Here is a 12654-nt window from a genome sequence, read left to right as displayed (position 1 = left end):
ACACTTTTCAGCATTGCCTAGCCGGCCAGGATGGCCGACAGGACCCTCTCCGGCGGCTGCTGCTTGAGGCAGTTGGTGTGACCCAGCGGGCAGGTGCGCTCGAAGCAGGGCGAGCAGTCCAGCGCCAGGTAGTGAATCTCGGCGTCGCCGGTGAGCGGCGGCGTATAGGCCGGCGACGAGGAGCCGTAGATCGCCTGGATGCGGGTGCCCGCGGCGGCGGCCACGTGCATCAGCCCCGAGTCGTTGGTCACCGCCTGGCGGCAGTCGGCGAGCAGGTCCACCGCGTCGGCCAGCCGCGTCTTGCCGCACAGGTTATGCGCATGCTCGAGCCCGCCGGCGATGGTCTCGCCGGCGGGTTCGTCCTTGGGGCCGCCCATCACCCGCACCTCGAAGCCCTCGGCGATCAGCGCCTCGGCCAGGCGGCGGAAGTACTCGAGCGGCCACTGCTTGGCGGGGCCGTACTCGGCACCGGGCATCATGGCGATGGCCGGGCGGCTCCCGATACCGAGCGAGGCGTGCAGCGATGCCAGATTGGCATCGTCACGCTGCAGCGCCGGGCGCGGGACCGGGAAGTCGCCCTGTGCCGCCTCGCCGGCCGGCAGCCCCAGCGACACGAAGCGCTTCACGGTCTGGTCGAGCACGGCCTTGTCGAGGCGGCGACGCTCGTTGAGCAGCCCGTAGCGCTGCTCGCCGTGGAAGCCGACGCGCCGCGGGATGCGCGCCAGGAAGGGCACCAGCGCCGACTTCCAGGAGCGCGGCAGCACGATGGCGCGGTCGAAGCGCCCGCGCAGCGAGGCCGCCAGCCTGCGCCGCGCGGCCCAGCCGAACTCGCCGTGGCCGACTTCCAGCGCGGCCACCTCGTCGACCTCTTCCATCCGCTCGAGGATAGGCCGCGACCAGGCCGGCGCCACCACGCCGATGGTCGCCGCCGGGTCGCGTTCCTTGAGCGTCTTGAACAGGCTCTGGGCCATGACCATGTCGCCGACCCAGGACGGGCCGACGACCAGGATGCGCTCGCCCGGGTCAGGCATTCAGCCACTCCAGATAGGCCTTCACGCCTTCGGCGACGGTATGGAACTCGCGGTCGTAGCCGGCCTCGCGCAGCCGCGCGATGTCGGCCCGGGTGTAGCTCTGGTAGCGGCCCTTGAGCTCGTCGGGGAAGTCGATGTACTCGATCTTGCCCTTGCCGTAGTAGTCGACCACCGCCTCGCCGATCGCCTTGAACGGCTCGGCACGGCCGGTACCGAGGTTGAAGATGCCGGAGGCCTCGGGATGGTCGAGGAACCACAGGTTCACGTCGACCACGTCGCCGACGTAGATGAAGTCGCGGCTCTGCATGCCGGCCTCGTAGCCGTCCCAGGCGCCGAACAGCTTGAGGTCCTGGCCGCCGCTGATCTGGGTGTGGTGGTGGTAGGCGACGCTGGCCATCTTGCCCTTGTGCTGCTCGCGGGGGCCGTAGACGTTGAAGTAGCGGAAGCCGACCACCTGGCTCTCGAATTCGTCGTGGCGGGCGCGCACGTACTGGTCGAACAGCAGCTTGGAGTAGCCGTAGACGTTGAGCGGCTTCTCGTGCTCGGGCTCCTCGCGGAACACCTCGCTGCCGCCGTAGGTAGCCGCGGAGGAGGCGTAGATGAAGGGAATGCCCTTGAGCTGGCAGAAGTGCAGCAGCTCCTTGGAATACTCGAAGTTGTTCTCGAGCATGAAGCGGCCATCCCACTCCGTGGTGTCGGAGCAGGCGCCCTCGTGGAAGATCGCCTCGATGGGCGGCAGGTGCGAGGCCTCGCCGTTGAGGGCGGCCTTCACCCGGGCCAGGAAGTCGTCCTTGTCCAGGTAGTCGCCGAGGGTGCAGTCGGCCAGATTGACGAACTTGGTGCCGTCGCTCAGGTCGTCGACCACCAGCACGTCGTTGCGGCCGCGCTCGTTGAGTGCCTTGACCAGATTCGAGCCGATGAAGCCGGCTCCGCCTGTCACTACGATCATGGGGATTCCTCTCTATGCGGGCACTAGCGGGCAAGCCGGGTGCCTCCGAACGGGGCTGATCCGGCGACAGCTCTCCGAGGAGGTGCTGTGACCCCTTCCCTGGGCGCTACCGACGCCCTGCGGCGTTCTTGCATCCTGCGCCACTTGCAGGGCCGGTGCTGGCCATCCATGGCCAGCCCGTTCGGAGGAATCCTCCTCACCCCTGGCGTAGGACCTCCTCTGCGAGCTGTCCCCGGCGCCCCTCGCGATTTCCCGCAGCCCTGTAACCCAGGTATTCCGGGCTGCGCCTATAACCGATCTGCCCGTGATTGTATACTTGACCGCTCGTGAATTCATGGCCAACGGTGCTTCCGCAATGACACAGTCGACGCCAGACGTGACAACCTTCCAGGGCCTGATCCTGGCCCTGCAGCAGTACTGGGCCGAACAGGGCTGCGTGGTCCTTCAGCCCCTGGACATGGAGGTCGGCGCCGGGACCTTCCACCCGGCGACCTTCCTGCGCTCCATCGGTCCCGAGACCTGGAACGCCGCCTACGTGCAGCCTTCCCGCCGCCCCACCGACGGCCGCTACGGGGAGAACCCCAACCGCCTGCAGCACTACTACCAGTTCCAGGTGGTGATGAAGCCGTCCCCGGCCAATCTCCAGGAGCTCTATCTGGGCTCGCTCAAGCGTCTCGGCCTCGACCCGCTGGTTCACGACATCCGCTTCGTCGAAGACAACTGGGAATCCCCCACCCTCGGCGCCTGGGGCCTGGGCTGGGAAGTGTGGCTCAACGGCATGGAGGTGACCCAGTTCACCTACTTCCAGCAGGCCGGCGGCCTGGAGTGCTACCCGGTCACCGGCGAGCTGACCTACGGCATCGAGCGCATCGCCATGTACGTCCAGGACGTCGACAGCGTCTACGACCTGGTGTGGACCGTCGCCCCCGACGGCACCAGGGTCACCTACGGCGACGTCTTCCTGCAGAACGAGCGCGAGCAGTCGACCTACAACTTCGAGCACGCCGACGTGCCGGCGCTGTTCGCCGCCTTCGATCATCAGGAAGGCGAATGCAGCAAGCTGATCGAGGCCGGCCTGCCGCTGCCCGCCTACGAGCAGGTGCTCAAGGCCTCGCACACCTTCAACCTGCTCGACGCCCGTCACGCCATCTCGGTGACCGAACGCCAGCGCTACATCCTGCGCGTGCGCACCATGGCCCGTGACGTGGCCCACGCCTACTACGAATCGCGCAAGGCCGCCGGCTTCCCGCTGGCCCCCGAAGCCCTGCGCCGCGAACTGCTTGCCGAAGGAGACGCTTGAGATGGCAGCCGATAGCTTTCTGGTCGAACTGGGCGTCGAGGAACTGCCGCCGGGCGCGATCGACAAACTCTCCGATGCCCTGGCCGAGGGCGTGTCCCGCGGGCTGGCCGACGCCGATATCGCCCACGGCGAGGTGACCGCCTACGGCTCCCCGCGCCGCCTGGCCGTGCGCGTCGAGGCGCTTGCCGACAAGCAGCCGGACCGTGAGGTCGAGCGCCGCGGTCCCGCGCTGGCCGCCGCCTTCAAGGACGGCGAGCCGACCAAGGCCGCCCAGGGCTTCGCCCGCTCCTGCGGTGTCGAGGTCGACCAGCTGATCCACCTCGAAACCGACAAGGGCACCTGGCTCGGCTACCGCGAGCAGCAGCAGGGCGAGGCCACCACCGCCCTGCTGCCCGCCATCGTCGAGAAGGCCATCGCCGGCCTGCCGGTGCCGAAAAACATGCGCTGGGGCGCCTCGCGCATCGAGTTCTCCCGTCCCGCCCACTGGCTGGTGATGCTCTACGGCAGCGACGTCGTCGAGGCCAGCGCCCTCGGCCTGAGCTCCGGCCGCACCACCCGCGGCCATCGCTACCACGCCCCCGAGCCGCTCGAGCTGGCCCACGCCGACGACTACCTCGAGGCGCTGGAGCAGGCCTGGGTGCTGGCCGACCGCGACAAGCGCCGCGAGCGCATCCGCGAGCAGGTGCTGGCCGAGGCCGAGGTACAGGAGGCCCAGGCGGTCATCGACGAGGACCTGCTGGTCGAGGTCAGCGGCCTGGTGGAATGGCCGGTCGCCCTGGCCGGCGGCTTCGACGAACGCTTCCTCGAGGTGCCGGCCGAGTGCCTGGTCTCCTCCATGAAGGCCAACCAGAAGTACTTCCACCTGCTGGACGCCGAGGGCAACCTCAAGCCCGGCTTCATCACCATCTCCAACATCGACAGCGCCGAGCCGGAGCAGGTGATCCGCGGCAACGAGAAGGTGATCCACCCGCGCCTGGCCGATGCCGCCTTCTTCTACGAGACCGACCGCCAGCAGCCGCTGGCCGCCCGCGTCGAGGGCCTCGCCAGCGTGGTCTTCCAGCAGAAGCTCGGCTCGCTGGGCGACAAGTCCCACCGCAACGCCGCCGTGGCCGCCTTCATCGCCGGCCGCATCGACGGCGACGTGCACCAGGCTCGCCGCGCCGCCGAGCTGGCCAAGTGCGACCTGGTCACCGAGATGGTGCTGGAGTTCCCCGAGCTGCAGGGCATCATGGGCCGCTACTACGCCACCCATGACGGCGAGGACGCCGAAGTCGCCCAGGCGCTCGAGGAGCAGTACCTGCCGCGCTTCGCCGGCGACGCCATTCCGCAGACCCGCGCCGGCCAGGCCCTGGCCCTGGCCGACCGCCTCGACACCCTGACCGGCATCTTCGGCATCGGCCAGCGCCCCACCGGCACCAAGGACCCATTCGCCCTGCGCCGCGCCGCCATCGGCGTGCTGAACATCCTGATCCAGGGCGAGCTGGATCTGGACCTGCGCGAGCTGCTCGAGCTGGCCGCCGCCCAGCATCAGGAACTGCCCTACGCCGACGGCCTGGTCGACGAGGTGCTGGCCTACATGCTCGACCGCTTCCGCGCCTGGGCACAGGACGAAGGCATCGGCGCCGAGGTCTACCTGGCCGTGCGTACCCGCCCGGTCACCAAGCCGCTGGACTTCGCCCGTCGCCTGCAGGCGGTGAACGCCTTCGCCCGCCGCGAGGAAGCCGCGGCCCTGGCCGCCGCCAACAAGCGGGTCTCCAACATCCTCGCCAAGCAGGGCGGCGACGTGACCGTCGAGGTCGACGCCGGCCTGCTGCAGGAAGACACCGAGAAGGCCCTTGCCGAGGCGCTGAGCGGCTGCCACCAGAAGGTCGCCCCGCTGTTCGCCGAGGCACGCTACAGCGATGCCCTGGACGTGCTGGCGACCCTGCGCGAGCCGGTCGACCGCTTCTTCGACGACGTCATGGTGATGGCCGATGACGAGGCGGTGAAGCGCAACCGCCTGGCCCTGCTGGCCAGCCTCCAGGCGCTGTTCCTCGAGGTCGCGGACATCGCTGAGCTCCAGCACTAAGCGGAGCCAGCGACGTGAAAGGGCCGGCGAGGCGACTCGCCGGCCCTTCTTTTTGTGCCGATGTTTCATGTGGAACATCGCTCCGATCACCGCGCCGACACCGATTACCGGTTTCCTCTCCCCTCTCCCCCGCTAATCGCTACTATCTCCTCTCTCGCGACTCCTCTTACCTGTTACCTCTCACCGGTCGCCGATGTTTCACGTGGAACACTCATCCAGCCAGGGCGCGACCCGCTCACTTCTCCAAGTCCCGCCTGCTTGGCATCGCCTGTTTCACGTGAAACACTTCCGCTTCCGATCCATCCTGCCCGGAGCCGTCATGCCGCGTGCCGAGAAGCCTGCCGCCCAGTTAGTCATCCTCGACCGGGATGGCGTGATCAATCAGGATTCCGACGACTACGTGAAGTCGCTCGACGAGTTCCTGCCCTACCCCCAGGCCATCGACGCCATCGCCCGACTTTCCCGAGCGGGCTGGACGGTCGCGGTGGCCACCAACCAGTCGGGTATCGCCCGCGGTTACTACGACGAGACGACGCTGGCCGCGATGCACGAGCGCCTGAATGCGCTCGTTGCCGCGGCCGGTGGCGAGATCGCCCACATCGTGCACTGCCCTCACGGGCCCGACGATGGCTGCGACTGCCGCAAGCCGCTGCCAGGGCTGCTGGAACGACTGGGCACCGAGCTCGGGATCGACAGCCTCGCAGGCAGCTGGATGGTCGGCGACAGCCTGCGCGACCTGGAAGCCGGCGAAGCAGTCGGCTGCCGACCGGTGCTGGTGCGCACCGGCAAGGGTGAGCGCACCCTCGCCAGGCACCCCGAGCGGTCCGGCGACGATCGGACCCAGGTGTTCGACGATCTGGCCGGCTTCGTGGACTGGCTGCTCGAACGACAACCGTAAGCTGCAAGTCGACAGCCTGGAATCGCCCAGAGCAAAAAGAAAAACCCCGGAGGCTGAGCCTTCGGGGTTTTCTTGTAGCTCGGCGCTAGCGATGTTTCACGTGAAACATCGAACCGGGCGATCAGATATCCAGGTTGGCCACCAGGGCGTTGCGCTCGATGAAGTCGCGGCGCGGCTCGACCTCGTCACCCATCAGAGTGTTGAACATCATGTCGGCGGCCACGGCATCCTCGATGGACACGCGCAGCAGGCGGCGCGTCTCGGGATCCATGGTGGTCTCCCACAGCTGCTCCGGGTTCATCTCGCCCAGGCCCTTGTAGCGCTGGATGGACAGGCCACGCTGGGCCTCGTTCATCAGCCACTCCAGGGCGTCGTAGAAGCTGCCGATCGGCTGCTGACGCTCGCCGCGGGCCACGAAGGCGCCCTCCTCGACCAGACCGTCCAGCGTCTCGCCGAGGCCGGCGATGGCGCGGTAGTCGGCGCTGGTGAAGAAGTCGACGCCCCACACGAAGTCGGTGGTGACGCCGTGGGCGAGCAGGGTCACCGCCGGCAGGTAGAAGCCACGCTCGCTGTCCTCTTCCAGGCGGAAGCTATAGCGCGGGCCGCCCTCGTAGTCGACCAGGGCATCCATCTCGCGCTGCAGGTAGTCGATCCAGCCCTGCATGGCGGCACGATCGCGCAGGCTCTCCTCGCCCTCGACGCGGGCGGCGTGGACGATCTTGCGCAGTACCACGTCCGGATAGACCCGCGACAGGCGCTCGATGCGGCGCATCACGTCACGATACTGATCCACCAGCGACTGCAGGTGCTCGCCGCCGATCCCCGGGGCATCGGCACTCACGTGCAGGCGTGCGCCGTCCAGGGCGGTGGTGGTCAGGTAGTCGGTGAGCGCCTGTTCGTCCTTGAGGTAGCTCTCCTGCTTGCCGCGCTTGATCTTGTAGAGCGGCGGCTGGGCGATGAACACGTGACCGCGCTCGATCAGCTGCGACATCTGGCGGAAGAAGAAGGTCAGCAGCAGGGTCCGGATGTGCGAGCCGTCCACGTCCGCATCGGTCATGATGATGATGGAATGGTAGCGCAGCTTGTCGGGATTGAACTCCTCGCGCCCGATACCGCAGCCGAGCGCGGTGATCAGGGTGCCGACCTCGGCCGAGGACAGCATCTTGTCGAAGCGCGCCTTCTCGACGTTGAGAATCTTGCCCTTGAGCGGCAGGATCGCCTGGGTACGACGGTCGCGGCCCTGCTTGGCGCTGCCGCCGGCCGAGTCGCCCTCGACCAGGAACAGCTCGGAGAGGCCCGGGTCCTTCTCCTGGCAGTCGGCCAGCTTGCCGGGCAGGCCGGCGATGTCCAGCGCCCCCTTGCGGCGAGTCATGTCGCGGGCCTTTCGGGCCGCCTCGCGGGCGCGAGCCGCGTCCAGCATCTTGTTGACGATGGACTTGGCCTCGTTCGGCTTCTCGACCAGGTACTCGGCGAACTGCCGGCCCATCTCCTGCTCCACCGCGGTCTTCACCTCGGACGAGACCAGCTTGTCCTTGGTCTGGGAGGAGAACTTCGGGTCCGGCACCTTGACCGAGATGATCGCGGTCAGACCCTCCCGGGCGTCGTCGCCGGAGGTGCTGACCTTGGCCTTCTTGAGCAGGCCCTCGGCCTCGATGTAGTGGTTCAGCGTGCGCGTCAGCGAGGCGCGGAAGCCGGCCAAGTGGGTGCCGCCATCCCGCTGGGGGATGTTGTTGGTGTAGCAGAAGATGTTCTCGGCGAAGGTGTCGTTCCACTGCATGGCGATCTCGACGCCGACGCCGTCCTCGCGCTCGACGTTGAAGTGGAAGACCGGGTTGAGCACCGTCTTGTTGGTGTTCAGGTGGTCGACGAACGCCTTGAGGCCGCCCTCGTAGTGGAACAGCTCTTCCTTGCCGGAGCGCTCGTCCATCAGCCGGATGGCGACGCCGGAGTTGAGGAAGGACAGCTCGCGCAACCGCTTGGCCAGCACATCGTAGTGGAATTCGATGTTGTGGAAGGTCTCGGGCGAGGGCTTGAAGTGCACTCGGCTGCCGCTCTGCTCGGTCTTGCCGACCACCGACAACGGCGCCACGGGTACGCCGTGACGGTAGACCTGCTCGTGGACCTGCTCGTTGCGCCAGATGGTCAGCTTGAGCTCTTCGGAGAGCGCGTTGACCACCGAGACCCCGACGCCGTGCAGGCCACCGGAAACCTTGTAGGAGTTGTCGTCGAACTTGCCGCCGGCGTGAAGCACGGTCATGATCACCTCGGCCGCCGACACACCCTCCTCCTCGTGCACGTCGGTCGGAATGCCGCGGCCGTTGTCGCTGACCGTGATCGACTCGTCCGGATGGATGATCACCCGGATCTCGCTGCAATAGCCGGCCAGGGCCTCATCGATGGAGTTGTCCACCAGCTCGAACACCATGTGGTGCAGGCCTGTGCCATCGTCGGTGTCGCCGATGTACATGCCGGGCCGCTTGCGTACCGCATCCAGGCCCTTGAGAACCTTGATGCTCGATGAGTCGTAAGCCTGTTCGCTCATTGACTACTCCGTCATGAAGTCTGTCTGTCCGTTGGCAGCAGCTGCCCCTGCCCCGATTCGGTGCGTTTCACGTGAAACATCGCCACCGGCGTCCGCGAATCCCAGGCGCCGGCCAGCGCCTCCGGGTCGACACTGGTGATGAAAGCCTGGCAGCGCATCTGCTCCAGCCAGGCGCAGAAGACCCGGCGGTGCGCTTCGTCCAGCTCGGCGGGAAGATCGTCGATCAGATAGACGCAGGACTGGCCCGTGGCCTGCTCCAGCAGACGCCCCTGGGCCAGCTTCAGGGCGCTCACCACCAGTTTCTGCTGTCCCCGTGAAAGCACCTCCACGGCCGGCCGTCGGTCGAGGCGGATACCCAGGTCGGCCCGCTGCGGCCCCTGCTGCGTGAATCCCATCTGGCGATCGGTGTCCCGCCCCTGCTGCAGCACCTCGGCCAGGGAGCGCTTGCGATCCCAGCCCCGCGAATAGCGCAGGGTCAGGCCCGGCAGCTCGATCAACCCGGCCAGGGTCTCGCTGAACACCGGCTGAAAGTCCGCCATCCAGTCACGGCGCAGGGTGTCCAGTCGCTCGCCCCACAGCACCAGTTCCTGCTCCCAGGCATCCAGTGAAGCATCGTGCATTCTACCATGCCTGAGCAGGGCATTCCGATGCTTGAGGGCGCGACGATAGCGCCGCCAGGCGTCGAGGAAATCGTGTTTCACGTGAAACACGCCCCAGTCGAGAAACTCGCGGCGACCGGCCGGCGAGCCCTTGAGCAGGCGGAAGGCGTCAGGATTGATCAGCTGCAGCGGCAGCACCTCGACCAGCCCCGAGAGGCGGTCCAGGCGCTCGCCGCCCAGCCGCAGCTCGAGCTCCTCGGCATCGCGGCGGCGGCGCACGCCGAGCGGCACCGGGGGATCGCCCGCCAGGCGGGCGTGGAGGGTCAGGCTCTCGGCATCGTGGGCGATGGCATTGGGCAAGCGGCGCGTGCGGAAGGAGCGCCCCATGCCGAGCACGTGGATGCCCTCGAGCAGGCTGGTCTTGCCGCTGCCGTTGGCGCCCGCGAAGAGATTGATGCCCGGCCCGGGCGTGAGCTCCAGGGCCTGCAGGTTGCGCAGGCCCTGGAAGGCGAGACGATCGAGTGGCATCCCGTCAGAGACGCATGGGCATGACGACGTAGAGGGCGTCGCCGCCTCCCGTCTCTTCCATCAGCGCACTGCTGTTGGGATCGGCCAGGGTCATCTGCACCCGCTCCTGGTCGAGCACGTTGAGCACGTCCACCAGGTAGCCGACGTTGAAGCCGATCTCCATGGCCGGCCCGGAGTATTCGATGGCCACGTTCTCCTCGGCTTCTTCCTGCTCGGGGTTGTTGGCCATGACCCGCAGGTTGCCCTCCTCCAGATTGAGGCGCACGCCGCGATACTTCTCGTTGGAGAGGATGGCGGTACGCGACAGTACCTGACGCAGCTCGGAACGCTCGGCGATGAACACCTTGTCGCCGTTGCGCGGCACGACGCGCTCGTAGTCGGGGAACTTGCCGTCCACCAGCTTGGAGGTGAAGGTGAAGTCGCCGGTGTGGGCGCGGATATGGGTGGCGCCGAGGGTCAGGCTGACCGGCTCGTCGCTGTCGTCGAGCAGGCGTACCAGCTCGAGAATGCCCTTGCGCGGCACGATCAACTTCTGCGACGGCTCGACCTGAATCTCGGCCGGGCGCGAGCAGACCGCCAGGCGGTGGCCGTCGGTGGACACCGCGCGCACCAGGTTGCTGGCGAACTCCAGCAGCATGCCGTTGAGGTAGTAGCGCACGTCCTGCTGCGCCATGGCGAAGGAGGTGGAGTCGATGAGGTGCTTGAGGGTGCCGCGGGGCAGGCTCAGCTCGACGCTGCTCTGGCCGTCCTCGATGCTCGGGAATTCGGCCACCGGCAGAGTCGAGAGCGTGAAGCGCGAGCGGCCGCTGCGCAGCACCGCCCGCCCCTCTTCCAGCGACAGCTGGATCTCGGACTGGTCCGGCAGCGACTTGCAGATGTCCATCAGCTTGCGCGCCGGCACGGTGATGCCGCCCGGCTGTTCGACCTGGCTGGCCACGGTGCGCCCGATCAGCTCGACCTCGAGGTCGGTACCGGTCAGCGAGACCTGGTCCTGCTCGACCTGGATCAGCACGTTAGACAGCACCGGCAGGGTCTGGCGACGCTCCACCACGCCGGCGACCAGCGCCAGCGGGCGCAGCAGCGCTTCACGGGAGATGGAAAATTTCATGTCGACTCCACTTCTCTTGTCCTGGAGGAATTGAGGCCGGGCCCGGCCCTTCGCATTCGGGCAATCAGCTGGTCAGCAGACGCAGCAGATTCTTGTAGTCCTCGCGGATGTCCGCGTTCTCTTCCTGAAGCGCCTGCACCTTGCGGCAGGCATGCAGCACGGTGGTGTGGTCGCGCCCGCCGAAGGCATCGCCGATCTCCGGCAGGCTGTGGTTGGTCAGCTCCTTGGCCAGGGCCATGGCGACCTGGCGGGGGCGTGCCACCGAGCGTGAACGCCGCTTGGAGAGCAGATCGGCGAGCTTGATCTTGTAGTACTCGGCGACGGTGCGCTGGATGTTGTCGACCCCGACCTGCTTGTCCTGCAGGGCCAGCAGGTCCTTGAGCGATTCGCGGATGAAGTCCTGGGTGATCGGCCGCCCCATGAAGTGGGAGTCGGCGATGACCTTCTTCAGGGCGCCCTCCAGCTCGCGGACGTTGGAGCGGATCTTCTGGGCGATGAAGAAGGCAGCGTCATGGGGCAGATCGACCTTGGCCTGGTCGGCCTTCTTCATCAGGATCGCCACCCGGGTCTCGAGCTCCGGCGGCTCGATGGCCACCGTCAGACCCCAGCCGAAGCGCGATTTGAGGCGCTCCTCGACGCCGCTGATCTCCTTGGGATAGCGATCCGAGGTCAGGATCATCTGCTGGCCGCCCTCCAGCAGGGCGTTGAAGGTGTGGAAGAACTCCTCCTGGGAGCGCTCCTTGCCGGCGAAGAACTGGATGTCATCGATCAGCAGCGCATCGACGCTGCGATAGAAGCGCTTGAAGTCGTTGATCGCATTGAGCTGCAGCGCCTTGACCATGTCGGCGACGAAGCGCTCGGAGTGCAGATAGACCACCCGCGCGTTCTCGCGTCGACCGGCCAGGGCATTGCCGACGGCATGCATCAGGTGGGTCTTGCCGAGGCCGACGCCGCCATAGAGGAACAGCGGGTTGTAGGCGCCGCCGGGATTCTCCGAGACCTGGCGGGAGGCGGCCCGGGCCAGCTGGTTGGACTTGCCCTCGACGAAGGTCTCGAAGGTGAAGCTCGGATTCAGGCCGCTGTTGTGCTTGAGGCTGCCTTCCACCTGTACCTGGCGCTCGCTGCCAGGCCGGCGGGGCGCCTCCGCTCCCTCGTCGCGCAGCTGGTCGATCTCGCTCTCGTCGGCCACGTCGCCACGCGGTGGCGTCTGCACCGCCGGGGCGCGAGGCGCGGCGGAGACCGGGTCGCCCAGTTCGCGGGTCTGCGGGGCCGGCGACGCCACACGACGACTGCCCACGGTCACCACCACCTTGGGCGGCTTGGCCGGCGACAGTTCGCGCATGAGTTCGCTGATCCGCTTGGCGTACTTGTCACTGACCCAGTCGCGCACGAAGCGATTGGGGGCCAGCAGCCGCAGCTGGTTGGCGTCCCCTTCCTCCGCCTGCAAGGGGCGAATCCAGGTGTTGAACTGCTGGGAACTCAGTTCGTCCTGCAGGGTATCCAGACATTGTTGCCAGAGAGCGAGCGACACGCGACCTCACCATTCGGTTGAAGAACGACCGGATATTGTATCGTGCCACCCGCAGGTTATCCACATGGATGACGCCTGCGGACATCGCTGTGGAAAACCT

General features: G+C 67.2%; 9 protein-coding genes. 3 read left to right on the top strand and 6 right to left on the bottom strand.

The annotated features are described in order from the left end of the window. Window positions 1-17 precede the first annotated feature (17 nt). On the bottom strand, window positions 18-1031 hold the full coding sequence (gene waaF, locus QWG60_RS00045; protein WP_046078893.1) for a lipopolysaccharide heptosyltransferase II: 1014 nt from the start codon (window positions 1029-1031) through the stop codon (window positions 18-20). Then, window positions 1024-1980, bottom strand: coding sequence for an ADP-glyceromanno-heptose 6-epimerase (rfaD, locus tag QWG60_RS00040; RefSeq protein ID WP_046078892.1), 957 nt, complete (start codon window positions 1978-1980; stop codon window positions 1024-1026). Before rfaD ends, waaF begins: the two co-directional genes overlap by 8 nt. Window positions 1981-2335: 355 nt before the next feature. Here rfaD and glyQ point away from each other — a divergent pair, with 355 nt between their 5' ends. The 3 genes from glyQ (at window position 2336) to gmhB (ending at window position 6246) form a co-directional block, all read left to right on the top strand. Further along, window positions 2336-3280: a glycine--tRNA ligase subunit alpha gene (gene glyQ / locus QWG60_RS00035; protein ID WP_107181048.1), complete on the top strand. Its 945-nt coding sequence runs from the start codon at window positions 2336-2338 to the stop codon at window positions 3278-3280. A 1-nt stretch (window position 3281) separates the two neighbouring features. Beyond that, the gene (gene glyS, locus QWG60_RS00030; protein WP_146908842.1) at window positions 3282-5348 is read left to right on the top strand and encodes a glycine--tRNA ligase subunit beta; all 2067 of its coding nucleotides are present in this window, start codon (window positions 3282-3284) and stop codon (window positions 5346-5348) included. A 319-nt stretch (window positions 5349-5667) separates the two neighbouring features. Beyond that, entirely contained in the window at window positions 5668-6246 is a 579-nt protein-coding gene (gene gmhB, locus QWG60_RS00025; protein ID WP_146908840.1) for a D-glycero-beta-D-manno-heptose 1,7-bisphosphate 7-phosphatase, read from the top strand. Between the two features lie 121 nt (window positions 6247-6367). Here the strand turns inward: gmhB and gyrB are convergent, their stop codons facing one another. The 4 genes from gyrB to dnaA form a co-directional block, all read right to left on the bottom strand. Continuing rightward, complete coding sequence (gene gyrB / locus QWG60_RS00020; protein ID WP_046078889.1) at window positions 6368-8788, bottom strand: DNA topoisomerase (ATP-hydrolyzing) subunit B; 2421 nt, start codon at window positions 8786-8788, stop codon at window positions 6368-6370. A gap of 11 nt (window positions 8789-8799) precedes the next feature. After that, complete coding sequence (recF, locus tag QWG60_RS00015; protein ID WP_146909150.1) at window positions 8800-9915, bottom strand: DNA replication/repair protein RecF; 1116 nt, start codon at window positions 9913-9915, stop codon at window positions 8800-8802. A 4-nt stretch (window positions 9916-9919) separates the two neighbouring features. Further along, on the bottom strand, window positions 9920-11023 hold the full coding sequence (gene dnaN / locus QWG60_RS00010) for a DNA polymerase III subunit beta (RefSeq protein ID WP_035594570.1): 1104 nt from the start codon (window positions 11021-11023) through the stop codon (window positions 9920-9922). 64 nt (window positions 11024-11087) lie between these two features. Next, window positions 11088-12554, bottom strand: coding sequence for a chromosomal replication initiator protein DnaA (dnaA, locus tag QWG60_RS00005; RefSeq protein ID WP_046078887.1), 1467 nt, complete (start codon window positions 12552-12554; stop codon window positions 11088-11090). Window positions 12555-12654 lie beyond the last annotated feature (100 nt).

This window comes from Halomonas halophila, assembly GCF_030406665.1.
Taxonomy (GTDB): Bacteria; Pseudomonadota; Gammaproteobacteria; order Pseudomonadales; family Halomonadaceae; genus Halomonas; species Halomonas halophila.
This window is presented reverse-complemented; position numbering and strand designations above follow the sequence as displayed.